The 26046-nt window shown below is 68.1% G+C and carries 32 protein-coding genes; 15 read left to right on the forward strand and 17 right to left on the reverse strand.

The genetic code is table 11. The features are described 5' to 3' along the window. Positions 1-166: 166 nt before the first annotated feature. Both FKR81_RS02410 and FKR81_RS02415 read right to left on the reverse strand, forming a co-directional pair. The gene (locus FKR81_RS02410; RefSeq protein ID WP_146349235.1) at positions 167-1420 is read right to left on the reverse strand and encodes a cation:proton antiporter; all 1254 of its coding nucleotides are present in this window, start codon (positions 1418-1420) and stop codon (positions 167-169) included. Between the two features lie 20 nt (positions 1421-1440). Continuing rightward, the gene (locus FKR81_RS02415) at positions 1441-2256 is read right to left on the reverse strand and encodes a lipase family alpha/beta hydrolase (protein ID WP_146349236.1); all 816 of its coding nucleotides are present in this window, start codon (positions 2254-2256) and stop codon (positions 1441-1443) included. Between the two features lie 198 nt (positions 2257-2454). Between FKR81_RS02415 and FKR81_RS02420 the strand changes: the two genes are divergently transcribed. Both FKR81_RS02420 and FKR81_RS02425 read left to right on the forward strand, forming a co-directional pair. Next, a complete protein-coding gene (locus tag FKR81_RS02420; protein ID WP_146349237.1) occupies positions 2455-2829 on the forward strand; it encodes an STAS domain-containing protein in 375 nt (124 codons plus the stop codon). Positions 2830-2875: 46 nt separating this feature from the next. Next, positions 2876-3436 carry a dihydrofolate reductase family protein gene (locus FKR81_RS02425; protein ID WP_146349238.1) on the forward strand — a complete coding sequence of 187 codons (561 nt, stop codon included), beginning with the start codon at positions 2876-2878 and terminating at the stop codon, positions 3434-3436. A gap of 557 nt (positions 3437-3993) precedes the next feature. Here the strand turns inward: FKR81_RS02425 and FKR81_RS02440 are convergent. Further along, entirely contained in the window at positions 3994-4587 is a 594-nt protein-coding gene (locus FKR81_RS02440; RefSeq protein ID WP_146349239.1) for an STAS domain-containing protein, read from the reverse strand. A gap of 529 nt (positions 4588-5116) precedes the next feature. Between FKR81_RS02440 and FKR81_RS02445 the strand changes: the two genes are divergently transcribed. Continuing rightward, the gene (locus tag FKR81_RS02445) at positions 5117-5407 is read left to right on the forward strand and encodes a GlsB/YeaQ/YmgE family stress response membrane protein (protein WP_146349240.1); all 291 of its coding nucleotides are present in this window, start codon (positions 5117-5119) and stop codon (positions 5405-5407) included. A 267-nt stretch (positions 5408-5674) separates the two neighbouring features. Further along, positions 5675-6076 carry a low affinity iron permease family protein gene (locus FKR81_RS02450; protein WP_222598155.1) on the forward strand — a complete coding sequence of 134 codons (402 nt, stop codon included), beginning with the start codon at positions 5675-5677 and terminating at the stop codon, positions 6074-6076. A 109-nt stretch (positions 6077-6185) separates the two neighbouring features. Here the strand turns inward: FKR81_RS02450 and FKR81_RS43235 are convergent, their stop codons facing one another. Both FKR81_RS43235 and FKR81_RS02455 read right to left on the reverse strand, forming a co-directional pair. Further along, positions 6186-6332: a hypothetical protein gene (locus FKR81_RS43235; RefSeq protein WP_186762713.1), complete on the reverse strand. Its 147-nt coding sequence runs from the start codon at positions 6330-6332 to the stop codon at positions 6186-6188. 700 nt (positions 6333-7032) lie between these two features. Beyond that, positions 7033-7410, reverse strand: a complete 378-nt coding sequence (locus FKR81_RS02455; RefSeq protein ID WP_146349241.1) for a MerR family transcriptional regulator — start codon at positions 7408-7410, stop codon at positions 7033-7035. A gap of 712 nt (positions 7411-8122) precedes the next feature. Here FKR81_RS02455 and FKR81_RS02460 point away from each other — a divergent pair. Beyond that, positions 8123-9061, forward strand: a complete 939-nt coding sequence (locus FKR81_RS02460; protein ID WP_235921240.1) for a tetratricopeptide repeat protein — start codon at positions 8123-8125, stop codon at positions 9059-9061. Between the two features lie 537 nt (positions 9062-9598). Here the strand turns inward: FKR81_RS02460 and FKR81_RS02465 are convergent. From FKR81_RS02465 to FKR81_RS02480, 4 genes are read right to left on the reverse strand one after another with little or no spacing between them, the layout of a single operon-like run. Further along, positions 9599-9907 carry a hypothetical protein gene (locus FKR81_RS02465; RefSeq protein WP_146349242.1) on the reverse strand — a complete coding sequence of 103 codons (309 nt, stop codon included), beginning with the start codon at positions 9905-9907 and terminating at the stop codon, positions 9599-9601. After that, positions 9904-10320, reverse strand: a complete 417-nt coding sequence (locus FKR81_RS02470; protein ID WP_146349243.1) for an Asp23/Gls24 family envelope stress response protein — start codon at positions 10318-10320, stop codon at positions 9904-9906. Before FKR81_RS02470 ends, FKR81_RS02465 begins: the two co-directional genes overlap by 4 nt. A gap of 27 nt (positions 10321-10347) precedes the next feature. Further along, positions 10348-10911, reverse strand: coding sequence for an Asp23/Gls24 family envelope stress response protein (locus tag FKR81_RS02475; protein ID WP_146349244.1), 564 nt, complete (start codon positions 10909-10911; stop codon positions 10348-10350). Next, positions 10902-11489 (reverse strand): RNA polymerase sigma factor, encoded by a 588-nt coding sequence (locus tag FKR81_RS02480; protein WP_235921242.1) that lies wholly within the window; start codon positions 11487-11489, stop codon positions 10902-10904. The genes FKR81_RS02475 and FKR81_RS02480 overlap by 10 nt, the downstream gene beginning before the upstream one ends. A 268-nt stretch (positions 11490-11757) precedes the next feature. On the opposite strand from FKR81_RS02480, the gene FKR81_RS02485 reads away from it, so the two are divergent. The 7 genes from FKR81_RS02485 to FKR81_RS02515 all read left to right on the forward strand — a co-directional run bounded on the left by FKR81_RS02485 (position 11758) and on the right by FKR81_RS02515 (position 15344). Next, on the forward strand, positions 11758-12234 hold the full coding sequence (locus FKR81_RS02485; protein WP_146349245.1) for an Asp23/Gls24 family envelope stress response protein: 477 nt from the start codon (positions 11758-11760) through the stop codon (positions 12232-12234). A 177-nt stretch (positions 12235-12411) separates the two neighbouring features. Then, on the forward strand, positions 12412-12588 hold the full coding sequence (locus FKR81_RS43240) for a hypothetical protein (protein ID WP_186762714.1): 177 nt from the start codon (positions 12412-12414) through the stop codon (positions 12586-12588). A 6-nt stretch (positions 12589-12594) separates the two neighbouring features. Further along, complete coding sequence (locus FKR81_RS02490) at positions 12595-12990, forward strand: Asp23/Gls24 family envelope stress response protein (RefSeq protein ID WP_235921244.1); 396 nt, start codon at positions 12595-12597, stop codon at positions 12988-12990. After that, a complete protein-coding gene (locus FKR81_RS02495; RefSeq protein ID WP_146349246.1) occupies positions 12987-13523 on the forward strand; it encodes a DUF6286 domain-containing protein in 537 nt (178 codons plus the stop codon). The genes FKR81_RS02490 and FKR81_RS02495 overlap by 4 nt, the downstream gene beginning before the upstream one ends. Then, positions 13520-14092 (forward strand): alkaline shock response membrane anchor protein AmaP, encoded by a 573-nt coding sequence (locus FKR81_RS02500; protein WP_146349247.1) that lies wholly within the window; start codon positions 13520-13522, stop codon positions 14090-14092. The genes FKR81_RS02495 and FKR81_RS02500 overlap by 4 nt, the downstream gene beginning before the upstream one ends. 414 nt (positions 14093-14506) lie before the next feature. Then, entirely contained in the window at positions 14507-15142 is a 636-nt protein-coding gene (locus FKR81_RS02510; protein ID WP_407936496.1) for a HemK2/MTQ2 family protein methyltransferase, read from the forward strand. After that, a complete protein-coding gene (locus FKR81_RS02515) occupies positions 15126-15344 on the forward strand; it encodes a CDGSH iron-sulfur domain-containing protein (RefSeq protein WP_146349249.1) in 219 nt (72 codons plus the stop codon). The genes FKR81_RS02510 and FKR81_RS02515 overlap by 17 nt, the downstream gene beginning before the upstream one ends. Here FKR81_RS02515 and FKR81_RS02520 read toward each other — a convergent pair. The 7 genes from FKR81_RS02520 to FKR81_RS02555 form a co-directional block, all read right to left on the reverse strand. After that, a complete protein-coding gene (locus tag FKR81_RS02520; RefSeq protein ID WP_146349250.1) occupies positions 15266-16249 on the reverse strand; it encodes an iron-containing redox enzyme family protein in 984 nt (327 codons plus the stop codon). The two genes, FKR81_RS02515 and FKR81_RS02520, sit on opposite strands and share 79 nt — an antisense overlap. Further along, positions 16246-17193 carry a carboxylate-amine ligase gene (locus tag FKR81_RS02525; RefSeq protein ID WP_222598156.1) on the reverse strand — a complete coding sequence of 316 codons (948 nt, stop codon included), beginning with the start codon at positions 17191-17193 and terminating at the stop codon, positions 16246-16248. Before FKR81_RS02525 ends, FKR81_RS02520 begins: the two co-directional genes overlap by 4 nt. 10 nt (positions 17194-17203) lie before the next feature. Next, positions 17204-17635 carry a DUF4383 domain-containing protein gene (locus FKR81_RS02530; RefSeq protein ID WP_146349252.1) on the reverse strand — a complete coding sequence of 144 codons (432 nt, stop codon included), beginning with the start codon at positions 17633-17635 and terminating at the stop codon, positions 17204-17206. An 83-nt stretch (positions 17636-17718) separates the two neighbouring features. Further along, complete coding sequence (locus tag FKR81_RS02535) at positions 17719-18903, reverse strand: alcohol dehydrogenase catalytic domain-containing protein (RefSeq protein ID WP_146349253.1); 1185 nt, start codon at positions 18901-18903, stop codon at positions 17719-17721. Next, positions 18900-19391 carry a hypothetical protein gene (locus FKR81_RS02540; protein ID WP_146349254.1) on the reverse strand — a complete coding sequence of 164 codons (492 nt, stop codon included), beginning with the start codon at positions 19389-19391 and terminating at the stop codon, positions 18900-18902. The genes FKR81_RS02535 and FKR81_RS02540 overlap by 4 nt, the downstream gene beginning before the upstream one ends. 467 nt (positions 19392-19858) lie before the next feature. Then, complete coding sequence (locus FKR81_RS02550) at positions 19859-21055, reverse strand: glycosyltransferase (protein WP_146349255.1); 1197 nt, start codon at positions 21053-21055, stop codon at positions 19859-19861. Between the two features lie 258 nt (positions 21056-21313). Continuing rightward, positions 21314-21646, reverse strand: a complete 333-nt coding sequence (locus tag FKR81_RS02555; RefSeq protein WP_146349256.1) for a hypothetical protein — start codon at positions 21644-21646, stop codon at positions 21314-21316. Between the two features lie 720 nt (positions 21647-22366). Here FKR81_RS02555 and FKR81_RS02560 point away from each other — a divergent pair. Further along, positions 22367-23353, forward strand: a complete 987-nt coding sequence (locus FKR81_RS02560) for a GAF and ANTAR domain-containing protein (protein ID WP_235921246.1) — start codon at positions 22367-22369, stop codon at positions 23351-23353. A gap of 898 nt (positions 23354-24251) precedes the next feature. On the opposite strand, the gene FKR81_RS02565 is transcribed toward FKR81_RS02560, so the two are convergent. Then, positions 24252-24689 (reverse strand): Hsp20/alpha crystallin family protein, encoded by a 438-nt coding sequence (locus FKR81_RS02565; RefSeq protein WP_146349257.1) that lies wholly within the window; start codon positions 24687-24689, stop codon positions 24252-24254. A 101-nt stretch (positions 24690-24790) separates the two neighbouring features. Here FKR81_RS02565 and FKR81_RS02570 point away from each other — a divergent pair, with 101 nt between their 5' ends. Beyond that, the gene (locus tag FKR81_RS02570) at positions 24791-25351 is read left to right on the forward strand and encodes a hypothetical protein (protein ID WP_146349258.1); all 561 of its coding nucleotides are present in this window, start codon (positions 24791-24793) and stop codon (positions 25349-25351) included. A 401-nt stretch (positions 25352-25752) separates the two neighbouring features. Continuing rightward, entirely contained in the window at positions 25753-26019 is a 267-nt protein-coding gene (locus tag FKR81_RS02575; protein ID WP_146349259.1) for a GlsB/YeaQ/YmgE family stress response membrane protein, read from the forward strand. The last annotated feature ends 27 nt before the right edge of the window (positions 26020-26046 follow it).

Consider the following 26046-nt stretch of genomic DNA (forward strand, 5'->3'; position numbering starts at 1 on the left):
GAACCTCATTGGCGGACATCAGAAGTATTGCGCCGCAAGGGTTTTGACCGAAGGTTCGCGGGTAGTGCTGCTGATGCTCGAGCGAGGTTCAGGTTTGTCGTACCGCGAACCGCGTCTCGGCTCGGTGACTGCGCGGCGCCGCTCGGTGCGGTGGTCGCAGGTGCGATCAGGGCGCCGAGTGGCGCTCGTAGAAGCGGTCGAGGAAGAGCATGGCGGGTGTGGCGGTGATCCCGTGCACGATGATCGACCCGATCACGACGAGTCCGACGACCCGCCAGACCGTGCCGTGCTCGGCGAACCGGCCGGCTTCGACGGCGTAGGCGACGTAGAACAACGACCCGACCCCGCGCACACCGAAGAACGAGATCACCGCGCGTTCCCGCGGCCCGGTCCGGCCTCGGGCGAGTCCGATGAGACCGGTGAGCGGCCGCACCAGCAGCAGAACCGCCAGCGCGACCCCGACTTCGCGCCACGTGGTGCCGGCGAGCAGCCCTCTGACCGCGGCTCCGCCGAGCAGGAAGATGATCAGTACGGTGAGCACGCGCTCGATCTGCTCGACGTACTGGTGCAGCACGCGGTGGTAGCCGTGCGACCGCTCGGCCGCGCGGATCGTGCACGCGCAGACGAACACCGCGATGAAGCCGTAGCCCTCCGCGAGCTCGGCGAGGCCGTAGGTGAGGAACGTGGCGGCCACTGCCACGAAGCCTTCCGCGTGCTCGGACAGCCGGAACTTCTCCGACGGCGCGGAGAAGAACCACGTGCGCAGGCACCAGCCGACCAGCAGTCCGACTCCGATGCCGCAGCCGAGCCTCCAGAGGACGTCCACGGCCAGCCAGTGCGGCAGCCACGCCGCGGGTGCCGCGCCGAGTGCGCTGATCGCGACGGCGGCGTAGGTGAAGGGGAACGCCAGTCCGTCGTTGAGCCCTGCCTCGGAGGTGAGCGTGAACCGCGCCTCGTCCTCGTCGGTCTCGGGGTTCTCCGCGGGTTCGCCGACCTGCACCTCCGTGGCGAGCACCGGGTCGGTCGGTGCCAGCGCGGCGGCGAGGAGCAACGACGACGCGACGCCGATCCCCAGCACAGCCCACCCGAGCAGGGCGACGCCGAGGATCGTCAGCGGCATCGTGATCGCCAGCAGCCGCCACGTGGTGGCCCACCGGCGCCGGCCGACCGGGCGGTTGAGCGCGAGTCCCGCGCCCATCAGCGAGACGATGACGCACAGTTCGGTGAGGTGCATCGTGATGCCCGCGTTCCGAACCGGATCGGGGTCGGGCAGGCGGTCGATGACGGTGAACACCAGGGCACCCGCTCCGAGGAACACCATCGGCATCGAGATCGGCGCCCGGCCCAGCAGGCGCGGCAGCAGTGCCGCGAGCAGCGTGGAGACGCCGAGCCCGGTGTAGACGATCGGAGTGGGGTCCATGATGGGCACTTACCCCCTGATCAGCACTCCGGGCGAGCCGCGATCCTGCGATGGGAATTCTCATCACGGCGACCTGACCTGCGCAGCGCCGGCGCCTGCCTGGTGGCCCACGCGGCGAGCCGCGGCCGCAGCGCGGTGTAGACGTCCGGGGCGAGTCCCATTCCGATGTGGGTGCTGTTCACCTGGACGCATTCGGCGGACGGGTCGAGGCTCAGGCGCCACGGTACGACGGCGTCGGTTCGGGAGTACATCGACACCGCCGGAACCGTTGATGGCAGCGGGGTGGCCAGTGCGCGGGTGCTGTCGGCGTAGCAGGCGCCGCTGAAGCACTCCTGGTCCATCAGGCCGGGGATGCCTGCCGCGGTCAGCTTGGCGAGCGCCCGTGCCGCGAGCATCACGCGAGGGTTGGCGGCCGTTGGATTGACAACTGGGCTGCCCAGCATCACCAGGCCGCAGACCAGATCGGGCCTGCGCGCGGCGGCGAGCCGGGCGAGACCACCACCGCGGCTGTGGCCGATCAGCGCCACCGGCCCACCGGTGGCGTCCGTGTGCTCCTCGAGTCGTCGTTCGATCCGGTCCACGAGTTCGCTGGTGCAGCCGAGGTTGAACCCGATGCGAGCGCCCGCGGGACGGTAGCCGCGGCTGGCCAGCCACGTGCTGGTGAAGCTCAGACTGGCATCGGCGGCGCCGAAGCCCGGCACGAGCAGGACACCCAGTCCCGCGCCCTCGTCCGGATCGGCGTTACGCCACACCGGGTGGGCCATCAGCTGAAATCCGAGCATCGCCGTCCCGACGTGCTCACGGGCGACGGAACGCAACGAACGCAATGCACGCATGAACGTGTCTCTCCTCGCCTCGACCAGTAGAGGCAGGATTGCCGTGGAGGAGTGCGAGAAACGCGAGCAACATGACGTTTACCAGCTGGCCGGAACGTCGCGCCGCCGGAGAACCGACGTCATGGCGTTCAACCAGCGGGAAGGATTGTGACTGACCGGTTGAGTAGCGTGATGCAGACGAACTGACAGGGAGGTGTCATGGTCACCGAGGACGACGGCGTGGGGGCGCCACTGCGAGTGGACACCGAGCGGCGTGAGGACGCTGTGGTCGTGCGGGGCGCGGGCGAGGTCGACTCCTACACGGCCCCGCTGCTGCGCGATCGCCTGGCCGCGGCGTTCACCGACGCGAAGTCCGGCGGGCTCCCGGTCGTGCTGGATCTGAGCGGCGTCGCCTTCTTCGCGTCGTCCGGCCTTTCGGTGCTGGTCGAGTACCACCTGCTCGGTGTCGACCGGGGCACGCCGCTGCGGCTGGTGGCTCCCGCCGGGAGCGTGCTGCGGGCGCTGCGGGCCACCACGCTGAACGAGCTGCTGGAGCTGTACTTCAGCCTGCCGGAAGCACTGGCGGCCCGCTGAGCCACTCGTCGCTCTGCTAGACCCCGCTACCTACCGGGAGGCACCGTTGCGCACGCTCGCAATCACCCAGAACATCACGGTCGACGGCTCGATCGAGATGCTGGGGGACTGGTTCGATCCCGAGGGGCAGGCCGGCGTGGACACGTCGGACCTGCTCGCGGAGATGCACCGCCAAAGCCACGACGCCGACGGTTTCCTGGTGGGTCGTCAGACGTTCGAGGATCTGCGTGGCTACTGGCCCACTCTGTCCGACGACGCCACGGGTGTCAGCGACTACCTCGGCCGGGTGCAGAAGTACGTGATCTCCTCCACGATGACAGACCCGCAGTGGCAGAACACGAGGGTGCTGTCGGGTGACCCCGCCGAGGAGGTTCGTGCGCTCAAAGACGAGCCAGGCAGCGACATCGTGGTCACCGGCAGCATCATGCTGTGCCACACCCTGATCGAGGCAGGACTGGTCGACGAGTACCGGCTGTTCGTGTATCCCGTCGTGCAGGGGCGCGGCCGTCGCCTGTTCCCAGACGGGTTCGAGTTGCCGGCACTGAAGCTGCTCGAAGCGAAGGCGTTCCGCTGTGGCATCACCTACTCGCGGTACACCCCGGCCTGACTTGGCTTCGCACTTCCGTGACAGCGCTGAGACCAAAGGACTGTCCACTGTGGCTTGATCGGGCCGTCGCCGGTCGCGGAAGCAGCTCCGCGACCGTGTAGGTGCGGAAACCTCGTCTTCGTGGAGTGCGTGCAGTAGGTGTGAGCGGTTGAGGATGAGGGTGCGGTCGAGAAGTTCGACTCGGCGGGTGTGTATCCAGCGTTCCATGATCGCGTTCATTCGCGGGACGCGGATCCCGGTCTTGACGATCGTGATCCCGCTGTCGGTGAGGACGGCGTCGAACTGAGTGGTGTATCTGCTGTCGCGATCCCGGATCACGTACTTCACGGCGGTGCCCGTGTCCTGCAGGTCCATGAGGAGGTTGCGGGCTTGCTGCGTGGTCCAGGTCCTTCAGGCTGATCTCGAGGTCGACCTGGTCGTCGCGGAACGACCGCAAACGCGAGCCGAGTGCGCCCAGGCGTTCCACGATCCGGTCGCGCTCGTTCGCGAGGAAGCCGGTGGCGAGGTGCAACCGCTGGGCGATCACCGCGGAGTCTTCCGGAAGTTCGCTCGTGCGCTCACTCGTCCTTTGTGGAGGGTTGTTCACCCGTGCGCAGATTCCGATCCGGCCGGGCAACACTCCGTGCCGGGCGCAGATCGGGCCGGTGTGGCGGGAGTTGTGCCAGGACTCGACGGACGGGGGAAGTAACCGGTGCGGGAAGATGGGGTGACCCGATCACATCCAGCGGCTGGGTCCGCATGGGGGCGTGGTCGAGGTCGGGGTAGCAGGCGATCACGCCGTGCAACTCGGTGATCCCCAGCAGCCTGAGGACCTGCGGTGTGTCCGCGACCAAGCAGAACCCGATCTCCGCGGCGATCGCCGCGGTGCGAGCGGTGTTCAGGACGGAAAGACCGGTCACGGCGAGGAAACCGACGTCGGTGAGATCGACGACCAGATCCGGGCCGCAGTGGCGGATCTGATCGTGCAGGCGATCCCGCAACAGCGAAGCGGTGAACATGTCCACCTCTCCGCACACCGTGACCACGATCGTTCCCGGCCGGGCGGTGGGGGTCGTCACGGTGAGCTGATCGGCAACCGGGATCGGGGCGGATCGGCCTGCGGTCGCGAAGCGCGGAGGAACAGACACCTGAGAGTTGATGACGGTGCTCACGGAGGTCTCCTCACGAGACCGTGGCGACCGCGGGGTCCAGGCGGACGGAAAGGATGAGAACCCCAGCGTAGACCTGTCCGGCGGCCGCACAAGGCGCACCCAACGTGCTGCGCGATCGCGCTGAGTGAGAACCCCGCGGAGCCGATCCCGCACCTCGCCGACACCGCATCAGCCCTGTTCAGAGGCCTCGTAGAGGTCTACGCTGAGTGGACAACCCACCCGGTCACAGCGTCCCGCCAGGCCCGCAACGGCCTGACACGGCAGATCGTGGTGCATCGAAATCCGCTCCGGACCTTGGCGGCGCACGCGTCGAAACCGCAGACGCGCCAAGGAGGCAGTGGACATGTTCCCGCTCACAGCGCCAGCCGACATCTCACGCGGCCTCATCGCCATCCGCCGATACCGCCGGGAATCCCGTCGGCGCCGGTTCCGGGTCTCCGACTCGCGATCGTCCTGAGTGGACGTTAAGCGAGCCATTTCGACCCGATCAGCAGATATGTCTGCGATCTGAAGCATTGAGAGGTGCACCATGGGCATCATCGCCTGGATCGTGCTCGGTCTGGCCGCCGGCATCATCGCCAAGTGGCTGCTGGGCGGCAGGGCGAAGCACGGCGTCATCGTCACCATCCTGATCGGCGTCGCCGGGGCGTTGCTCGGCGGCTGGTTGGCATCGGCGCTGTTCGGCATCGACGCTGTCGGAGGATTCTTCGAGATCCGCACCTGGGTCACCGCCATCCTGGGATCCGCTGTCCTGCTGCTGCTCTACCACTTGGCCAGCGGCGGCGCCCGCAAGCCCAGCTTCTGGCGCGCCAACCGATAACGGGCTCACCAACCTGGTAGCGATGCTGACGCACCCCCGCAACGGCCCGCCCGCGCCAAGGGGGCAGCGACGCCATGGCCACTCCAAGTCCCGGTGCGGGCCGCTGAGGTGAACGTAGCGGGCTGTCGTCTCACATGCGCCCGCCCGTGCCGGAGCGAAGCAGTCTGACTGGGTTCACCTAGAAGCATCCAAACAGGACACCGTCGTGGACGGTGTCCTGTCCTGTAAAGGATCACCGGCCTTCGACTGCGCTTGCGACGAGGGAGAATGACGATGGAGATTACTGCCGCAGCACAAACCCGCGCGAGCGGAGATCGCCGCTCACCCTTCGACCGCTTCGTCGAGTGGACTCACCTGCGGGTCAGCCAAGCGCCGTTCTTCTTCGTGTGCGCGGGCATCGTCGTGGGATGGTTGATCAGTCTGCCACTGTGGACGGATCTCAAGGAGTGGCAGACGGCCATCCACACTGTCTCAAGCGTCGTCACGCTGCTTCTGGTAGCGCTGCTCGCCAATGCGGGCCGCCGCGAGCGTGAGGCCACGCAGGAGAAACTCAACGTCATCGCCACGACGCTGGCCGCGCTCATGGCTGTGAATGCGAACAACAGTCCCGAGTTGCAAGACGCCACGAAGGCCCTGCGCGAAGCCGTCGGCCTCGAGGAACGTCACTAGACTCACGAAACGCGGTGCCCCCGAAGCTGCGACAATCGAGGCTGAGGTGTGCTCGGTCGCCCCGGGCGGTGGATCACTCCGGCGCCAGGCAGCGGGAATCACGCGGTACTCAGCTCGCCCCGCAGTTGATGTCGGCCCGGACGGTCTTGCCGGCCCGGACCGAGCACGGTTCGGGGAGGCGCAGCATCCGGATCTCACGCGGGGAACGGCCGTGGTCGTAGGCGTTGGTCACCAACTCGGTCGCGACCAGCGGCACATCGCCGAGTTCCTCGTCGGTCAGGTCGGTCAGTGCCTCGGCGGCCCAGCGGCGTGTGGCAGGGAGTTCGTGAGCATCGGGGTCTGTTGTGAATCGCCGCCGCGGTGTGCCTGCTCGGCGTCACCGTGATCATGTACGCGCCTCGTGGCTGAGGCCCTGACAGTCTCTTGTGGACATGAGCCGATCCGTGTCCCGGTGTTCGCCGTCCGAGCTGGTGACATCGGGCATGGCCATCGCGGGTCGCCTGGGTCGAGTTCCTGCAGGATCGGGTCTTCGCGTCCGGCGCGGAGCAGGTCGCAGGTCGCGCTGTCAGCCGGGAGGGCTTGAAGATCAGCGGTTCGCCGTTCCAGGTCGGTGTTTTTCTCGTCTCTGCAACGACGTCGGCAGCGGCGCCACTGGTGTTGTCGTCAACGGGCTCGGTAACGCTGTCGGCGGCCTCGATGGCTAACGAGGTGCGGCGCATGGAACCGCGCGATGCCGTGGCGGACCTGAGTTGCGCTCTGACCGGACGGCCGGTCGGCCGGGCTGGTGACGAGATCGGCACGGCGTCATCGGTGACGGCGATGAGGTGGCCTGCCTCTTCACCGTCGTCGGACAGTCGCGGGCCGAGGTCGCGATCGCTGTGGCAGGTGTGTGACCTCGGCCTGGCTATCAGGTCGTGCCGGGCTTGGCGGGGCGTCGACGTCCTGACCTCAGGTGGTCACACGCCTCGCAAAGGTGGGTACGGCTCGTCGGGAGTGTGCGGTGGTGGTGTCTGGGTGTTGAGGTTTCGGGCTTCTTCGAGTTGGTCTTCCAGGGTGACGATGCGGCAGGCGGCGTCCAGGCCGATGCCTTCGTCGATCAGTGTGCGGACGCGGGCGGCCAGGTGCAGTTGGTGGCGGGAGTACCGGCGGTGTCCACCGGTGGAGCGCTGCGGCTCGATGAGCTTCGCGTCGTCGAGGGTGCGCAGGAATGCCGCGGTGGTGTTGAGCATCTCCGCGGCGCGGCCCATGGTGTAGGCGGGGTAGTGGTCGTCGTCGAGGTTCTCGGCCGCGGTGTGCGGCTCGTTGGTTTCTGGCCGGGGTGTCTCTGGGGTCATCGAGCCTCCGCATCACGAGGGGCCCCGATGCGGTAGCACCGGGGCCCCAAGGGTTTGTGGGTTTCACTTCCATCAACCGACCGTGAGATCGGGTTCCTGTGTCCGCGTGACCCGCATCAGGGGCGGGAACTGCGGGGATCGTTGCTTGTGCGTAACCGAAGACCACCTGCCAATCTGATGGAACTGCGGTAGCCGCCCGGCGATGTTCAGCCTGAGACGGGCGATCCGATGGTGTGCAACCCTTCCCTTCTCCTCTGGTACCTGATTTTTCTGTTCTTGTGTGAATGTCGGCGCCGGACCTCTTGCACATGCCGGTTTCACCTCGCCGACCGCCTTGCAACTGCATCTGCACTGCGTCTTGCACTTGCTCTTCACGCGACTGTCGGCTCCGGGTAACGCGTACTGCGGTCGTGCTTCCGGTCTTGCCTGCCGACTGTCCTTGGTCGCCGCCGGAACCCCTTCCACTGATCGGCTCCGGCGTGTCCGACCGTCTTGCGCAGATCCACGGGTAGTTCGTCATCTCCCGTGCCGATATGACGTTCTCTCTCTCGCAACGTGCAGAACACTACACTCAGCCAGACGCGAATGTCTACCTCAGCGACTACAGATTTACTCGAACAGGGGACATAGGCATGCTGCTGCCTGCGGTCTGCGGGGGGAGCGATCTGATCCGGCATGTGCGACGGCGACGGCACCCCGACGATCCGCCCCTGTGAGCCGGGCCTGTTCGGCGCCGCTGTGTGGTCTAGACACGTCTGCTGGTGGGTTAGCCTTCGTGCAGATTGTGGGTGACCTGATGAGTGAGCCTGACTTAGGCCCGTTGAGCCGTCGTGGCTCTGACTTGCTCGACGGCGGCACTGGCCGGAGGCCGTACGAACGGGCGATCGAAGTTCTCGAACAGGCCGTCGCGGCGGGTGAACCCGCGGCCGCTCGGTTGTTGGCGCGTGGTTACCTCGAGCGGGGCCGGCTGATCGAGGCGCAGGAGTTGCTCGGTCCTCTGGTCGCCGCCGGACGTGACGATCTTGCTGATGTGCTGGCCGATGTGCTGGCCGACCTCGGCATGACCTCCGACGCCGAGAGCGCGTACCTGCTGGCCGTCGCCGGGGGCGACAGCAAGGCGATGAACAACTTCGCGTTGTTCCTGGCCGAGCAGGGCCGCCTCGACGAGGCGGTGACGATGTTCGAGCGTGCCGTCGAGCTGGACGACACCCTCGCGCCCGCCAACCTGGCCCGCACCCACCTGCACGACCGGCGCGACGTCGCCGCCGCGCTCGCCGTGGCCGAGCGGCATCTTGATCCGGCCAAACCGACCACCTACTGCGCCCTCGCCGAGGTCTACGCCGAACTCGGACGTCAGGACGAAGCCGAGCAGTTGCTGCGCAAGGCCATCGATCTGGAGGCTCAGCAGGCGCACATCGACTACGCGAAGTTCCTGCACCGTCACAGGAACGACCTCGTGGCCGCCGAGCGCGAGTACCGGCTGGCCGGGGAACTCGACGAACCGGCCGCCGGCTACCACCTCGGCGCGTTCCTGCTCGACCACGGCGACGAGGACGAGGCTGCCGACGTGCTCGAGCAGGCCGCCTCATGGGGAGATCTCGACGCTCGACGGCTACTGGACACCGAGTTCGAGCTCGTAATGGATCCGTGAGCGCACAGCGGCTTGCAGAGACGAATCGAATCCTGCTCGGCGGCGCAACCGCGCTTCTCCGGCTCGGCCCCTGCCGTGGCCCCGCCAGCGCACGAAGCATCTTCGCCGAGGCACAGCAGTGCAGTTCTTTCGATGGACGTGCTGTCTTTGGCTGAGCTGGGTGTGAAGCCGATGGCAGACCTGCTGCACTGCGCCTCCGATGGGACGCGGGTCACTGAACGTGCTGGAGCTGACTGGAGCGGGGCAAGGAGTTGAACGTCGCGAAGCTGCATGTAACTGCGCTGAGCGGTGGTCAACCGCACCGAGTTCGTTGAGGGCTCTTGTGTTCGCGCTGACAAGAGTCCTTGGAGGACTTCTCCAGCAAGATCGTGGCTCGCTGGTGTGATCAGGTCGGTCGAGTGTCCCTCCCGCCAATGGTGGCGAGGGGTCATCTTCGGCCATTCATCACGTATTTGCTGCCACTGTCAGCGCCGGCCGTGTGGAGGATCAGCGGTGCAGCTTCGGGTTCTGGCGTGGCAGCGATGCGCACGACGGCGTTCAGTCGCTGACGAAGGCGGAAGCATCGACGTCGGTGATGACCAGTCGCAGGAACGCCTTCTCCCACGGTGTGTCATCCAATGTGGACCGAAGGACGGTCTCCGCGTGTCGCAGCAGCGGCGGTAACGGCAAAGTCAGCGCGACCAGCCGGATCTCGACCAGTTCGTGGTCGACGTCGACCGCGATCGCGTCGAGATCCCACGGCATCTTGGACGCCAGCGAGTCGGTCGACGGGGTGGCGGGCCGCAGTCCGGGGAGCGTGTGCACCACGGCGAGCAGGGTGCGGACCAGATCGGTGCGAGCGGTCATCGGCCGCCTCCCTTGAGGCTGATGTCCAGGACGGACACGGTCACGGCTGTCGGCGTCAGGCCGGTGGCGACCGTGACGGCGCGAGTGACCGCGCGTTGCACGTCCCGAGCTACGGCGGCGGTCTGGTCGTGGCAGGAAGTCGCCAGGTCGATCTCCAGTCGTATCGACGGTGCCGTGTGAGTGTCATCGGTCACGACCCGCACGCCCCCGGTGGGCGTGGGATCGAGCCCTGTGATCCGTTGGCGTGCGGCGTGGGCGAGTGACGTGGCGAGTCCGAGCAGTCCCGGTTCGAGTCGCACGACACCGGCGACGGTCATCGCGGCGTGCGCGGTGATCGCGGCGATCACCGGACTGGTGATCACCGATTCCGTGCGGGGCACGCCCCCTGCCGTGTCGTGGAGGTCGGTCTTCATCGCGGTGCTGTCCCTTGCTGTCGCCCGTCATGCGTTGTAGAGGTCTTCGACGGTCAGGTCGAGGCGCGCGAGGCGCACCCCGATCCGTGCGCCGACGGCCGCGGTGACCCTGTCGCGCACTTGCTCGATCGCGGCAGCGGTGAATCCGCCGGCACGGACCGCGATGCTCATGTCGACTTCGATGGCCAAGGCGTCCGAGTCGGCCTGACGCACCCTGCAGCGGCGGGCGCGCACGCCGCCGACGGTGTCCGCGGCGAAACGCAGCACCGCGGCCACGGCCTGTTCACTGACGCGGACTCCGCCTGGCTCGTCGGTCGGCAGCGCGAGCATGTTGTGGCGACGCACGTCGGCGCGGACCGCGGCCATGATTCGGTTGGTCAGGTTGCGTGAGGGTTCGGTGTCGTCGGCAGCGAGCACGCCGGTCAGGTCGCGCAGGACCTTCAGGCTCTCCCGCGCCGCGCCGCAGTACGGACACTGGATGTCGTGTGTGTTGGCTCGACCGGTCTCGACCTCGTCGATTCGTTCCCACACCGTCTCCACGTCGCGGCCGCACGGCAACAGGTACTCCTGCGTCGGCTGGTTCACCGCCATGGCGCCATCACCTCCGCCAGTTGTGCTCGTGCTCGCGCGATTCGTCCGCGCACCGCCGTGCTCGTCGTTCCGGTGGCGTCCGCGATCTCGTCGTAGGACCGCCCGTGCACCTCCCGCAGCAGCCAGCACGCCCGCTGCTCGGAGGTGAGCAGGTCCAGTGCCGCGGTCAGCGCCGTCATCTGCGCACTGGTCTCCGCCGCTCGCTCCGGGCGTCCGGACGATCCGGCCGACTCGTGCTGGTCGAGCTCCGCGTCGGTGGTCGGTTTCCGGGCCCGGATGACGTTGAGACACCGGTTTGTCGTGGTCCGGTAGAGCCAGCCGACGAACGCGGCGTCCTGCTCGAGCTGCCCCAGACGCCGCCACGCGGTGAGGAACACCTCCTGCACCACGTCCTCAGCGTCGCCCGTGCTGGCCAGCATCCGCAACGCGAGCCGGTACATCGGGCCCTGGTAGCGGCGCACGAGCTGTTCGAACGCCTGGACATCGCCTTCGCGTGCGCGGGCCACCAGCGTGCCCTCGTCCAGTGCCGCGTCGTCCGGGGGCGGGAGCCGAAGGTTGATCTCGGCGGGGGCTGTCACTTGTCTGCACCGGTCATGCTCGACCCGTCCTTTCCTCCCGGCCGCTCTGTCATGGAGGCGGGCAGTTGAATGACACGGCAAGGTGCTGGTTCGTCATGGGTGCCCGGTGAGTCGGTGCCTTTGCCCGGTGTCACCCATTAGGGCGCCGTACGGTCGTGGCGAACATGCCGTGACGATCCGCGCCGGGCCGGGTCTACCTGGTGTGGAGGCAAGCGGGGCACCGCGAACTTTCGCGCCAGGCAAGCACATGTGGACCCAAGGAGAGAACATGACGAACCCGGCCACCAAGGCCCCTGACCAGTCGTCCGCCCCGAGCGGCGAAGTGCAGAAGACGTCCGTCAGCGCGCTGGTGTCCCCCCAGGGTGTTACCACCATCTCCGATGTCGTGGTGCAGAAGGTTTCCGGTCTGGCCACCCGCGAAGTGTCCGGCGTCTACGCCCTCGGTGGCGGTGCGGCCAGGGCGTTCTCCGCGATCCGCGAGCGCATTCCCGGCGCCTCGGCCAGCGCGAGCCAGGGTGTTTCGGTCGAGGTGGGGGAGAAGCAGGCCGCGATCGATCTGCAGATCCTCGTCGAGTACGGCGTCTCCATCGGCGACCTGTCGCGTGCGGTCCGCCGCAACGTGATCACCGCGGTTGAGCAGATGACCGGTCTCGAGGTCGTGGAGGTCAACATCAACGTCTCCGATGTGCACGTCCCCGGTGACGACGAGAGCGGCGAGACGACTGACTCCAGCCGCGTGCTGTGAGTCCCGGCGTCGATCTCGACGCCGCCCGCACGGCCGGTTCGGTGAGATCGCCACCGATCGGCCGGTGAACGTGCTGATCGGCGAGATCTCGGGCCCGGCGTCCCGCCTGCGCCTTCACTGGTTTTTCGGACGGCCCCGTCTCGGCACGGGCCGACCGGCACAGCAAGGAGAAATCCCATGAACTCCACCCAACTCGGCCTCATGACCGGTCTCGCACTCGGCTTCGCAGCCGCGTTCGGCGGGTTCGGCGCGTTCCTCGCCGTGCTCGTCTTCGGTGCGCTCGGCCTGTTCGCTGGCCGCGTGCTGGACGGCAAGCTGGACCTCTCGCAGCTCGCCGGCCGAGACCGGGGCTGAGCCGTCGTGACGACCACCACCGAGCCGAGCCCGGTCACCAGCCCGCCGGGTGCCGACCGTGGCCGGCTCACGATCGGCGCCCGCGCGGTCGAGCGGATCGCGGCTCAAGCGGCCACAGAAGTCGACGGGGTCGGGGGATCGGCCGCGCGCATGCTCGGCCTCGCCGTTGGCGGCGAGGACCGCGAAGGAGCCGTGAAGATCACCGCACATGTCAGCGGCGACACCGTGGTTCTCAACGTGCGTTTGTCGATCAATTACCCGCAGTCGATCACGCGAACCACCGAACGGGCCAGGGCGCACCTGACGCGCCGCGTCGAGGAGCTCACCGGCCTGACGGTGTTGCGAATGGACATCGTCGTCACCGCGCTGCACGGCGCCACCGCCGCCAGGAGGGTCCAGTGAAGCGAAGGCCCCGCCGCACCACACCTGCCGTGCTCGTCGCAGTGGTCGGGCTGGTGGCGTGTGCCTTCATCGCGGTCATCGCGATCCAGATGATCCTGGGCCGCGCCCCGTGGACGGACTACCGCGCGGTCGCCGCCGCACTGCACGGCGCAGAATGGAACGACCCCATCCCCGCGATCATCGGTGGTGTCACCGCACTTGTGGGGCTGATCCTGCTGCTGGCCGCGGTCATGCCCGGCAAACCGACGGTACTTCCGTTGCGGGGCAGCGATACCGCGATCGACTCCGGCGCCTCGCGGCGGAGCTACTGCAACACCCTGCGCGTCGCAGCGTCCACAGTGGATGGAGTGTCCGGCGCACGGCTCACGTTGCGCAGGAACACGGTCGCCGCGGCTGTGAACACACAGCGGACCAACACCGACGGCTTGGCCGAAGCAGTGCGCGCGGCGATCGAGCACAGGATCGAGCAGATCACCCCCGCCGCCCGACCGAAGATCAAGATCAAGGTCAGGGCCGTCAGGAGCGCTTCATGACCAACCTCAACCGCCCCGCCCGCCTCAACCGCAGCCTGCTGGCCGTCGTCGGACTCCTGCTGCTCGCAGCAGGTGGCTTCGCGGTCGCGACCCACTTCGGCGCGCTGACCCTGGTGAGGCCCGATGCCGCGCTCGTCCCCGCCGTCGGCGACCCACCCACCTCGGCCCTCTACGCCACCGCCGTTGCTGCCGTTGTGATCGGCCTGCTGACGTTGCGGTGGCTGCTCGCACAACTGGCGCGCAAACCCAAAACCCACACCTGGCACTTCGAACAGGACCCGGATCGGGGTCGGACCGAACTCGCGGCGAGCACGGCGATCGAGCCGTTCCTCGACGAGGTCTCCGCCTACCCAGGAGTGCACGCCGCACACGCCACCCTGGCCGGGACTCGCGCCACTGCGGCGTTGGCGCTCGTGGTCAGCGTCGAGCAGCACGGTGACCTTGCTGCCATCCGCCACGAGCTGGACACGACCGGACTACCCCGCCTGCGGCATGCCCTCGACCTGGACACCCTGCCGGTCACCGTCGAATTCAGGTTCTCCACCAAGGCCGGCTCCCGCGCCTGGTGACGCCCGCGCGGTCCAGGCGGGGTCTTCGGCTACTCCCGTGCGATGGGCGGTTTCAAGGCAGCCACGCCCAGTACGTGCGGGTGCCGTTCGCCCACCACACCGCTATCCCGATCCCCGAGGGCGTGGACGACATGAGCGCCCTGTTCGCCTCCGACCGGCCGGTGCGGAGAACACCGGGTCGGGCCAGTCGCAAGGCAGGTCGTTCGGGACGGAGCCGAACGACAGCTGACGTTGCGCCGGATTCTTGTGGCGCACCGCGGACTGGTGGCTCAGGTGCACCGGCTCTCGACTGAGCCGCATCGGCCGCCTGCGGCAGCGGAACGAAATCCGCGCGCGTCCAAGGTTGTCCGCGACGTCGTGTGACGAAGTGCGCCCCTCCCGTGTGGACCGCACTCACGCGGGTATCTGGTATCTGTGATGCTGACGAACACCCCTGGGGTGTACGCGCCCCAAGAGGACACGCGGTTCCTGATCGAGGCCCTGCGCGCCGCCGCGATTCCAAGGGGAGCGAAGGTTCTCGACTTCGGCACGGGTACCGGAGCACTCGCACTGGCCGCGTTGCGCGCGGGCGCGGCGACGGTGACAGCGGTCGACGTATCGCTGCGGGCGGTGCTCACCGCGCGGCTGAATACGCTCTGCAGGCCGGTTCGCGTGCGTTGGGGGAATGCGCTCGACGTCCGCGGCCGGTTCGACCTGGTGCTGGCGAATCCGCCGTACGTGCCCGCGAACCACGCTGCGAGGGGACCGGCTCGTGCGTGGGACGCGGGAGCTGACGGGCGTGAGTTGCTGGACCCGCTGTGCGCCAAGGTATCTGGGCTTCTCCAACCAGGAGGCGTGCTGCTCCTCGTCCACTCAGCCCTGTGTGGAGTGGACACCACTGTGAGCAGGTTGCGCGGCGTCGGGCTCGAGGCATCCGTTGTCGACCGGCGTTGGACACCGTTCGGTCCGGTGATGCGCCGGCGGATCGCCTTCCTCGAGGCGCGGAGACTGGTCGAACCGGGCCAGCGGCACGAGGAGCTGGTGGTGATTCGCGGTGATAAGCCCGCGTAGGGTGACCGTCGTGCCGGGCGGCCCGGTTCTCATCGAGGGACCGGTCGAGATCGAGGTCGACGGCATGGTGCACGCGTCGGACCGGTTCGTGGTGGCGTTGTGCGCGTGCCGTCGCAGCAAGCGTTATCCGTTCTGCGACACCAGCCACCGGCGGCGCATGCGCAGGGACGTCGAGCCGGAGCGCCACGACGACAGCAGGTGATCGGCGAGCCGGGCTTCGAGGAGTTCGGTGGCCTGGATGCCGAACACCACGTCGGCGGTCAGCTCCGGTTCGCGCGCGAGCAGGTCGCCGATGACGTCGCGGCGCATGATCTGCTCGTGCACGGCGTCCGCCTCGACGTGCTCGCTGAAGAAGAGCTTGCACGCCGGGGGAGCGTCCAGCCGTTCCAACGCTTGCAGCATTCTCGCGGCGCTCGGAGCGGTGGTGATCTCGGCCGCGGCGAAGTGGCCGACCAGCGCGCCGCGCAGTGACCGGTGCAGCCCGAAGAGCGACATCATGTTGACGATCGCGATAGCGGGCGCGGGCACGTTGTCCAGGTAGTGCAGGTACTCGGCGGACAAACCGGCCGCCGCGAGCAGGTCCGCGTAGAGCCGTGAGTGCATGCGGTCGCCGCGCCCGCCGCCGAATTCGTCGAACTCAACCGCCACCAGCGACGCCTTCGCCTGGCCGCGCAGCCGGGGGATGACCCACGCGTGCGGGTCGGCCTCCTTGTGGTGGTAGACCGAGCGGTGCGCGAAGTACTCGCGCATCTGCTCTCGGTCGCCGTGGTCGCGCAGGTGGTGCGAGACGCCGTCGCCGGGCACGACCTCGACCAGCAACGCGTCCAGCGCCTCGTCCAGCGACGGTGTGGTCACGCCGTCCCGCAGTGCCTCCACGAAGTCCTTTTCGAGCGCGGCGCGCAGTCGCAACAGGTCAGGGTCCCACTCCCAAGCCGCGTCCACCCCGTCGAACCCGGCGTAGTGCAGCTCGTACATGGTGTGCAGGGCGATGGTCGCGTCCTCGCCGAACGGGTGGAGGTCACCAGGGGACGGCAGCGGCCCGCGGCCGAGCAGGGCCTCGTTGAGGCCCGCGGAGAGCGGGCCCCTGGACTCCGGCAGCTTCGTCATGGGAGTTTCTCCAGAGTGTCTGTGTCACCGGTCTCCTCCAACGCGGCGGCTACGTGCTCGACCAGCGCGTTGACCAACTTCGTCGCGGGCACCTGGCACTCGTGCTGGACGTGCACAGCGGGACCGTCCAGACCGTGCCGCGCGGCCGTCCAGATCGCTGCGGCGCACACGTCGTCGCGGACGCGCGGAGCCTCCCGCCCTGCAGCGATGTCTGTGATGGCAGTGCGCACCAACGCCCGTGACAACGCGGCCTGGAGGACCGCCATCTCGACGTCGGGCACGGCGTCCGCGGCGCGGAACTCGACTGTCGGCCACCGGCGTGAGAGCCGGGCGAGCCAGAACGTCATCGACTCGTCCACCAGCGTCCCGCACTCGACCATCCGTCGGATGTGCGCGTCGTAGTCGTCTGCCGAGGAGAACCACGGCGGCACACCGGATCCCGGAAACCGCGACTGGAGCACCATCCGCCAGCTCGCGTAGCCGCGGTGCGGAGAGCTCGCCGACAACGCCAGCAGCGTGGGCAACCACGGCCGCAGATGGTTCAGCACCGCCACGCCGGTCTTCCGGTCGGGTACCCCGATGTGCACCTGGCAGGCGCACGCCTCGTAGTCCGCGACCACGCCCGCATACCGGATCAGGATCTCGCGGAACCGCTTGCCGCGCCCGCCGACGGGTTGCTCCGCGCCGCGTTCAGGGAGGCCCGCCGACACGACTCGGAGTCCGTGCTGCCGCGCGGCGGCGCGCACCCGTTCCCGCGCGTCGCACAAAGCCACCCGCAGCTCGGCCAGCTCGGTGCACGGTCCGGTGGCCGCCTCCACCTGGGTGGCCGCGAGCTCGGCGTGGAACCGCGTCAGCTGTGTGTTCTCGAGGACCGACAACACAGCGTCCGCACGCGCGGCTGTGCGCCCGGACGCCGGGTCGATCAACAAGAACTCCTCTTCCACGCCAATGGTCTCAGCGGACCGCTCGACGCCTGGCAAGGGCCACCCCCAGCCCGATCATGCCGATGCCGAGCGCGAGGTGCAGCCAGTCGTCAGCGCCGTTGAGCGGCACGAAGTTCGCTTCGCTCGCCTTGTCGACGACCAGCCCGTAGAGCCACAGCACCAGGTAGATCGCTCCACCGCCGATGAGGAACCCCCTGGCGCCGCTCGCGGTGCGAGCCATTGCCAGTCCGGCGACACCGAACAGCAGGTGCACGACGTTGTGCAGGATCGAGACGTGGAAGAGCCCCAGCAGCATGGCGCCGGACTCGGGGCCTGCGAACGTCATGCTCTCGTAGTCCGTCGTGATTCCTGGGATGAAACCCAGCACACCGACCAGCAGGAAGACCGCTCCGACTCCTGCGGCGGCGCCCTGCACGGGATTGCGGGTCCTGACATCGACCATTGCGTGGTCACCTCTTCTCTGATCGCGACAACCGGCGGCTACCTCTGGTGGGTACGCCCGAACCGATCGCCCGTCGGGATCCCTCAGGGCTGGAGCAGCACCTTGATGGCACCGTCCTGCTTCTTCTGGAACATCTCGTAGCCGTGCGGCGCCTCGACGAGCGGCAGCTTGTGCGTCACGAACGCCTCGGTGCCCAGCGGGTCGTCGTCGGACAGCAGCGGCAGGATGTCGTCGACCCAACGCCTGACATTGGCCTGCCCCATCCGCAGCTGGATCTGCTTGTCGAACATCGTCAGCAGCGGCATGGGGTCGGCCATCCCGCCGTACACGCCGGCCAGGGAGATCGTGCCGCCCCGCCGCACGATGTCGATGGCCGCGTGCAGAGCGCTCAGCCGGTCGATTCCGGCCGTTCGCATCAGCCTGGCGGCCACCGGATCCGGGAGGAAACCGGTGACGTCCTGGGCCAGCTTCGCGACCGGTGCGCCGTGCGCCTCCATCCCCACCGCGTCGATCACGGCATCCGGGCCGCGGCCGTTCGTCAGGTCACGGATGTGCTCGGCCAGCCGTTTGCCGTGCTCCCTGAGGTCGAGCGCGGTCGCTCCGCGAGCCCGTGCCCGAGCGAGCCGTTCGGGTACCAGGTCAACGCCGATCACCGTGCCGGCACCGCGGTGCAGTGCGATCCGCGCCGACATGTCACCGATGGGGCCCAGTCCGAGCACGACCACGCTGCCGCCCTCGCGCACACCCGCGTACTCCACCGCCTGCCACGCGGTCGGCAGGACGTCGGACAGGAGTACGAACCGGTCATCCCGTGGGCCGTGCGGCACTTTGATCGGCAACGTGTCACCGAACGGAACGCGCATGAACTCCGCCTGGCCGCCGGGCATTTGACCGTAGAGCTTGGTGTAGCCGAACAGCGCGGCGCCGGTGCCCTGTTCGCGGACCTGGGTCGTCTCGCACTGGGAGTGCAGGCCCTGTCCGCACATGAAGCAGGTGCCGCAGGACACGTTGAACGGGACTACGACGCGGTCGCCCACGCTCAACGTGGTGACCTCGGGGCCTACCTCCTCCACGACGCCCATCGGCTCGTGACCCAGCACATCGCCCTCGTCGATGAACGCCCCGAGCACTTCGTAGAGGTGCAGGTCCGATCCGCAGATTCCGGTGGACGTGATCCGCACGATGATGTCCGTCGGTTCCTCGAGCACCGGGTCCGGCACCGTGTCCACTCTGACGTCGCGTTTGCCGTGCCAGGCAACAGCCTTCATCGAGTCCTCCAGCCACTTGTCGTCCCCATCGGCGTTGCCCGGCTCCCGCGCCCGCAAACCCGTGTTGAGGGCGCGCGCGTCTGGGCCTCAGGCGGGCGAACCGGCTCCGGCCGCCGCGCGACGTGTTGTCCCTTGCCCTGCTGGTCGGTCGCGCTCTTCGCGACGCGGCCGACGACGAACCCGGCCGCCGCGGCGCCCAGCAGAAACGCGTCGGGCCTGCGACGTGCGAAGTCCTGTGCGGAGTCGAGCAGCCCGCGGGCGCCTCGCTCGTCGAGGTAGCGCGCCGCCTGCCTGCTGGTGTCGGCCACCTTGTCCCGCACGTCCCGCACGACGTGGTTCGCCTGGGCTCTTGCTTCCCGTGCGACCTGCCCGACCTGCTCCTGAGCTGCCGCACTCACCTCTCCTGCAGCTTCCTTGGCGTGGTGCGCCACCGCGGCACCTTCCTGCTGGGCGGCTTCGCGGACACCGCCCACCTGGTTCTCCGTCACGACGGACTCCTCGTCGGTCGACGTGTACTCGTCTTGCGAGCTACCCCGCCGCACTCCGTGCAAACGCAGCGGGAGCAAGAGAAGTCATTGCGAGACAGTCGTTTTGGTCGGTGGTTCAGGGGTAGGTCTCGGAGGTCTCATGTGCCTGTTCGAGGAGGAAGCAATGGCCACTGGAGAGACCGGCGTCGACGACGTCACGTTCGACTTGATCTCGGTGCAGTACCACTCGCTCAAGGCGGGGCACGACTACGGCCAGTACGTCCGCGACGCCGAGAACGCGGGCAGGAGTGACATCGCCGACTTCTTCAGCCGCGTGATGGAGGAAGACTCCGCTCGAGCCAAGCAGTGCCACGACTACATCAGCGAGCTGGCCGGTACGAAGCAGTCCGGTCCTGCCATGACCTGCCCGCGTCTGGCCCCCACCGCCGGGTGGGCGCGACCCCCCGCAAACACGTCGACGCCTTGCGTCAGCCCGATGAGGGCCGGTCGGCCACACGTGCGCCGGGGGCCTGTCGGGCGAGCATTCGCGCGCGTTCGTACACGCGCAGCGTGTCGGAGGCGATGCGGTCCCAGGAGTACCGAGCGCAGACCCGGTCCCGCCCCGCGATACCGAACTCGTAGCGGTCGGTGTCGCTTGCCAGCAGCGAGTGCAGCGTGCGCGTCAGTGCGCCGGGATCGCGTGGTGGCACGTGCCGGCCGGTCACGCCGTTCACGACGGCGTCGACGAGTCCGCCGACCGCAGTGGTGACCACCGGTGCGCCGCAGGCCATCGCTTCCAACGCAAGTGCGTCGGGTCTGTCGCACCAAGGGCCGCACACGACGACGTCCGCCGACCGCAACAGGGCCGGTTGTGCGGAGCGTGCCACCTCGCCCGCGAACACAACTCGCTCCGCGACACCGAACTCCACGGTCAGCGCCCGCAGCCGCTTCGCTTCGGAAGCGTCGTCCGAGCGTCCCGCGATCACGAGCTCTGCGTCATCGAGGGCGGGCAGTGCGGCGATGATGTGGTCAAGACCGCTGCGCGGCAACAGGTGGCCGAAGGTGACGACGCGGCGCGGAAGGGTGCGACCCGCTCGCGGACCGTCGGGCGTGAAGGCGTCGATGTCCACACCGGACGGGATGACCGAGATGCGAGACCGGTTCATGCCCATTCGGATCAAGTCGAACGCCTCGTTCGAACAGTTCGCGACGACGTGCGCCGCCTCGCGGGCGAGCAGCCGCTCGACATCGGTCCTCTTGGACGTGCTCCCGTCGCCGGAAGAGGCAGCGATGCCGAGCTCGTGGTAGCTCTGCACCACGGGAACACCCGTCCGGCGTGACGCCAGCACGCTCGCTAGGCCGGACGTCCAGAAGTGCGCATGCACCACATCGGGCGCGTTCGCGTTCCAGTGCTCGACGAGCACGTTGGTGAAGTCTCCCAAGTGGGGCAACGATTCGAGTCGTTCGGCGGGCCCGGCGGGGACGTGCACAACCTGGTATCCGCGGTCCGCGCGCACGAGATCTGGCAGGTGGGGGGCGTCTCGGCGGGTGTACACGGTGACCTCGTGCCCGTGCCGGCACAACGCGGCCGCGAGTTCGGCGACGTGGCGACTCTGCGGGCCTACGTCGACTGCGTCCGGTGCCGGGAGCGGACTGGCGTGCTCGGACACCATCGCGATCCTCATGCCTGCCACCTCCGTCGCGTTCGACGGACGTGATCGGTGATCAACCCTGAACGTTCGGTGGCGTGCTGATTCATCGGTGAGGTCCCCTTGTGCCACAGGGCAATGACAGCGAGCTGTCTCCTCAACCCGGAATTGCCACTCCTCCAGGCAGCCGGTGGCCGCCCGGAATCACCACGCTAGGCATGCACCGGTTGAAGAACAAGCACGTGGGACCGGTTTATTGGCACTCTTAGCGGGTATCGGACCGCAGCGTCCCGTTCACGTACGCCACTCCTCCTGCCAGCTGTGATGGGTGTCGTAAGCGAGCGCCAGGAACCGCAACAGCGACTCGTCCTCGGTGTTCTCGATCTCGGTGCGCAGCATCGCCACCTTCTCCGGGAACGGAACAGGCGCCCGTTCGCCCTGGGCCTGCACCGGCCCAGGGATGAGCAGCAGGCCTTTGCCGTCGTCAGACCGCAAGATCCGCAGCCTGCCTCGCCGCTCGGCCTCGTCGAGGAACGGCAACTCGTCGTCCGCCAGGCGCTGCTCGTCTTCGGCGAGCCGGCCGAGCACGAACTGCCTCAGGTCATCCCGCACCTTGTCGTAGTTCATGACGTGTGGGGTATCCCGCCGGCGCCCACCGGACACGCGCGGTGTGCTTCGTTCCCAGTGGGGTAGCACGTTAGGTGGCCGCGTCAGTGCGGCGACGCTTTCGTGGGCCGGACGGTTCCGGCGGTTGAGCAGACAGCTGGCGGGATCTTTCCGCGAGACTCACGGCCCTCGTTCATCGTCAGAGTTGAAACGACAGACCAGCCGCGACGGTGGCGGAGCAAATGACGACGAGCCAGGGGCTGAGTGGATGTGGCGGGACGGTTCGAGGCCGAGTTCGGCGCGCAGCCGGGCTCGGTAATTGTGGTACTGACGCACCGCCTGTGTGGTCACCGCACGACCTGGACCTGTCGCTGAGCACCTCCAGCGCGCAGCCGGGCTTGACGCCACCAGTCCTGCTCGGCCTGGACCCACGGTTGCCGCCAGCCCGGTAGGAGATCGGCCTTGAGCAGGGCCACGGCGTCTGGACTGGTTCCCGGTGCGGCGGCGAACGCACGCGCGCCGGAAGTCGACGTCGACCTCCGCGGTGAGGGTGAGTGCGTCGTCGGCGACCACGACCAGCGGTGTCGACGGCTTGCCGAGCCGTCACAACGACGACCGCAGACAGGCGCTCGCGCGATGGACGGTGGCCTCCGGCCAGAGCAGTGTCGCCGCGACGGTGCGCGGCACGGGCCCCTCGCACAGCGCGAGGAATGCGAGGAGCCTGCGCGCGGCGGGAACAACGTGGATCGGCGTCTGGTCGCAGTCCAGGCGGAAGCCGTCGAGCAGCCGGTTCCGCTCGTGGTCCGCGCAGCCGCGAGCCGAGCAGGTTCACCTCCGCGGGCGCAGGCGTCGCACGTGTCGCAGGCCGTACCATTCGTCGGGAGCGTCAAGCAGCGGCGCCGCGGACTCGGTTCGAGTTGGAAGGCGGCTTGCGTGCACGACGAAACAGACCCCGTTGAACGAACACAGTCACAAGCCCGATCCGTCAACGATGACCGCCCGGATCCTCTGGAGCGACTCGACGAGGCGACCGAGGCGCTCGCCGTGCTACGGGACTCCTTCTCCACCGAGGAGCCGCTCGGCCAGGCACTGCGCCGACTGGCTGAAACCGCGACACGGGCGATCCCGGACGCCGACGCCGTGACCATCACCGTGATGACTCCGGAACCGCCTCGGACAGTGGCCGCCAGCGACGAGCAGCTCGTCGATGTGGACGAGAAGCAGTACGGCGCCAACCGCGGGCCCTGCCTCGAGTCGGCTCGCACGCTCCAGGCCGTTCGCGCGGTCGTCGGTGAGCACCGGGAGACCTGGCCTGAGTTCGAATCGGCGGCCGAGGAACACGGCGTGCGCGCCTATCTGTCGGTCCCCATCGTGCTCCCGGCATCGGGCAGGTCCGACGCCGAACACGTTGGGTCGCTCAACATCTACAGCTACACCGCCGCCGCCTTCGACCCGTTCGACGAAGGTCTGATGCGGCTGTTCACCACCGCCGCGTGCGCCACGATCAGTTCCGCCGACCAGTGGCAGCGGTCTCGTGAGCAGATCAAGCACTTGGAGACCGCGCTCGTCTCACGAGCGGTGATAGACCAGGCCAAGGGTGCTCTCATGGCGGTGCACGCCTGCACCGCGGAGGAGGCCTTCGCGATGCTCGTGCGGCGCTCACAGCACGACAACGTCAAACTCCGTGAAGTAGCCCAGGACGTGCTCAACGCCGTCGTGCGCCTCTGAATCCTGGTCCGCGTCAGCGACGCAAAGGGTGGCAGGCGGAGTCGACGGCGCCCGGCGGATGCGCCAACAGCTGATGCACATCGGCTCTGCGACCCTGTCTGCGGGGGTGCCGGTCCGGACGCGATACCTGGAACACGTGCGGCGCAGTGCGCCTGCGGTGCTGACGGGTCGACAGCGCGAACTCGAGGAGTTGGCCTGGTTCTGCACCGCGCCCACGGCTCAGAGCTACACGTGGTGGCGTGGCGAGGAAGTCTGCTCTGCTGTCGTGGTTCGTGTTGCACCCCCCGGAGGGGGTGTGTGGTGTCGTTCTTTGTGACGGGGGACTGGGCAGGCCGGAACGACAGGGTTGCGTTCCTCGACAACGTGCTGGAGCAGTTGTTGGCATTGCTCGGCCAACAGCCTCCACCGCTCCTGACCGAGGCGACGCGGGAAGCGCACTTCCTGGGGTTGCTCGCGGATGCACCAGCCAGTCTGCCGAAACTTGTTGATGCTTATCGTCATGAGGCGCATGGCTTTCTTGACGAGAAGGCGCGCCCGCGTCGCCCAGTTCAGCAGGTCGACACGAGGTGGCCCCGTGCCGCGATCCAACGGCACGGGACCACCGGGTGGAAGAGTCCGGGCGGCTCGCGGAGTGCTGCGCCCCTGCGCTCGGGTGGCGTCAGCCGGATTGGCCACCGCGGGGTCGGTCCGACGGTGCGAGCGGTCGACCGGACGTCTTCGTGTTGTTCATCGTGTCCACGCATCACCTGCCTTCCGTGACGGAGGGGAGCGTTGCCGTGCCGGTGCGCCGGTCGGGATGTGGCCCTGCCGGTGCGGGTGGACCGTGTCCCGGTGCGGCGTCGACGGGACCGGGCGGCGTGGCTTCGTCCAGCGTCTGTGCGGCCATGACCGCTCCTGGTCAGGCGTTGATCTGCTTGACGTCCTGGTCGGTGTGCGTGATGGCGATCTTGCGGGGCTTGGCCTTCTCCAGCACCGGGATGCGCAGGGTCAGCACACCTGCGTCGTAGGCGGCTTGGATGTGTTCGGTGTCGAGGGTGTCGCCGAGGAACAGCTGGCGGGAGAACACGCCCAGCGGTCGTTCCGCGACCTGCATCTCGACGTTGTCGCCGGTGATGGTCGGGCGCCGCTCGGCCTTCACGGTCAGCACGTTGCGTTCGACGTCGAGCTCGATGGCGTCCGCGGACACGCCCGGCAGGTCGAACGCCACCACGAACTCGTCGCCCGAGCGGTAGGCGTCCATCGGCATCGCCGTGGGTCGTGACCACGTGCCCGGCCCGGTGAACACCTGCTGCGCCAAGCGGTCCAGCTCCCGGAACGGGTCAGTGCGCATCAACATCCGGCACCTCCTCGATGTTTTGTCTGCTGTCAACGCGCACCTCTGTTGTAACATGTCGTCGGAACGATGACAAGTCTGTTTGTCGTCGAAAGGATGACACGATGCCGGTGGGTGACTACGAGACGGTCCGCGCCGCCGCGCACGCGAACGCGGACCTCAGCCCGACCCAGGTGCTGGCCGCGCTGGTCCTGCTGCGCGAGCTGCGGGCCGAGCTGACGGACTGGGAACCCCAGCTGATCGCCGCCGCCCGCGAGCTCGGCACCAGCTGGGCGGACCTGGCGCCCGCGCTCGGGGTGGCCAGCCGACAGGCCGCCGAACGCCGCTACCTCCGCCTGCGACCGTCCGATCTCGCCGGTTCGACGGGGGATGAGCGCGTGCAGGCGGAACGCGACCGGCGGGCGGGCGATCGCGCTGTGACGCGGTGGGCACGGGACAACTCCGCCGCGCTGCGCAGCCTCGCCGGACACGTCGGCGAGGTGGACCCCTCCGTTCGCCTGGCCCTGTCCGAGGACAACGCGGCGGAGCTCCTCAACCCACTGGCCGACGCGCACGACCAAATCCGGGAAACGCATCCCGCCCTGGCCGACCAGATCGCCGCGATCACCGAGCAGACCGAGCAGGTGCGCCGCGACACCCAGAGTCGCCGGACGAGACTTGGCTAGCTCGGAACCTCACACGCCACGCAAGGGCGGATATGGCGTCTCGGGGTCTGGTGGTGAGTTCCGGGTGTTGATGTCCTTGGCTTCCTGGAGTTCGTCCTCCACCGTCGACGACCTGTGAGACGCGGTGCTGGACCGGATCGGCACCGCACACCACAACTGCGCGAGCATGGCCATGACCGTGATTGCGGCGGAAGGAACCACGCCCCGTGGATTCTCGCCCTGTCCGGGCTACACGGAATCTCCACCGGTGAGGACCTTGTGGTCCACACCGTTCCCCGCTGATCACGCCAGCGAGCATTCATTCCAAGCATGTTTGAGATCTCGGGACTTGGGCATTCTGCCGCAGCACGACGAGAGCCACAGCGAAGAAGTCGCTGTGGCACAACGAAGGAGGAGCAGTCGTGGGAATCTTGGGATGGATCGTCCTCGGCCTGATCGCCGGTGCCATCGCGAAGGCCATCATGCCCGGCAAGGACCCCGGCGGCATCATCGTCACCCTGTTGATCGGCATCGTGGGCGCCATCCTCGGCGGGTTCGTCGGGCGCGCGCTGTTCAACAGCGACATCAACAGCTTCTTCGACCTGAGCACGTGGCTGCTGGCCATCCTCGGTTCGTTGATCCTCCTCGGCATCTACCGGCTGGTCAGGGGCAGGCGCGCCCACGCCTGACCTCACAGCACATGAACCCCGCCGACA

It is taken from the genome of Lentzea tibetensis, assembly GCF_007845675.1.
In the GTDB taxonomy this organism is placed as follows: Bacteria; Actinomycetota; Actinomycetes; order Mycobacteriales; family Pseudonocardiaceae; genus Lentzea; species Lentzea tibetensis.

Excerpts from the sequence above, each read along its gene's own strand:
- FKR81_RS02410 (WP_146349235.1), bottom strand. The coding sequence starts at position 1,420 with ATGGACCCCACTCCGATCGTCTACACCGGGCTCGGCGTCTCCACGCTG.
- FKR81_RS02415 (WP_146349236.1), bottom strand. The coding sequence starts at position 2,256 with ATGCGTGCATTGCGTTCGTTGCGTTCCGTCGCCCGTGAGCACGTCGGG.
- FKR81_RS02420 (WP_146349237.1), top strand. The coding sequence starts at position 2,455 with ATGGTCACCGAGGACGACGGCGTGGGGGCGCCACTGCGAGTGGACACC.
- FKR81_RS02445 (WP_146349240.1), top strand. The coding sequence starts at position 5,117 with ATGGGCATCATCGCCTGGATCGTGCTCGGTCTGGCCGCCGGCATCATC.
- FKR81_RS02450 (WP_222598155.1), top strand. The coding sequence starts at position 5,675 with ATGACGATGGAGATTACTGCCGCAGCACAAACCCGCGCGAGCGGAGAT.
- FKR81_RS02455 (WP_146349241.1), bottom strand. The coding sequence starts at position 7,410 with ATGACCCCAGAGACACCCCGGCCAGAAACCAACGAGCCGCACACCGCG.
- FKR81_RS02465 (WP_146349242.1), bottom strand. The coding sequence starts at position 9,907 with ATGACCGCTCGCACCGATCTGGTCCGCACCCTGCTCGCCGTGGTGCAC.
- FKR81_RS02470 (WP_146349243.1), bottom strand. The coding sequence starts at position 10,320 with ATGAAGACCGACCTCCACGACACGGCAGGGGGCGTGCCCCGCACGGAA.
- FKR81_RS02475 (WP_146349244.1), bottom strand. The coding sequence starts at position 10,911 with ATGGCGGTGAACCAGCCGACGCAGGAGTACCTGTTGCCGTGCGGCCGC.
- FKR81_RS02485 (WP_146349245.1), top strand. The coding sequence starts at position 11,758 with ATGACGAACCCGGCCACCAAGGCCCCTGACCAGTCGTCCGCCCCGAGC.
- FKR81_RS43240 (WP_186762714.1), top strand. The coding sequence starts at position 12,412 with ATGAACTCCACCCAACTCGGCCTCATGACCGGTCTCGCACTCGGCTTC.
- FKR81_RS02500 (WP_146349247.1), top strand. The coding sequence starts at position 13,520 with ATGACCAACCTCAACCGCCCCGCCCGCCTCAACCGCAGCCTGCTGGCC.
- FKR81_RS02520 (WP_146349250.1), bottom strand. The coding sequence starts at position 16,249 with ATGACGAAGCTGCCGGAGTCCAGGGGCCCGCTCTCCGCGGGCCTCAAC.
- FKR81_RS02530 (WP_146349252.1), bottom strand. The coding sequence starts at position 17,635 with ATGGTCGATGTCAGGACCCGCAATCCCGTGCAGGGCGCCGCCGCAGGA.
- FKR81_RS02535 (WP_146349253.1), bottom strand. The coding sequence starts at position 18,903 with ATGAAGGCTGTTGCCTGGCACGGCAAACGCGACGTCAGAGTGGACACG.
- FKR81_RS02550 (WP_146349255.1), bottom strand. The coding sequence starts at position 21,055 with ATGAGGATCGCGATGGTGTCCGAGCACGCCAGTCCGCTCCCGGCACCG.
- FKR81_RS02555 (WP_146349256.1), bottom strand. The coding sequence starts at position 21,646 with ATGAACTACGACAAGGTGCGGGATGACCTGAGGCAGTTCGTGCTCGGC.
- FKR81_RS02565 (WP_146349257.1), bottom strand. The coding sequence starts at position 24,689 with ATGTTGATGCGCACTGACCCGTTCCGGGAGCTGGACCGCTTGGCGCAG.
- FKR81_RS02570 (WP_146349258.1), top strand. The coding sequence starts at position 24,791 with ATGCCGGTGGGTGACTACGAGACGGTCCGCGCCGCCGCGCACGCGAAC.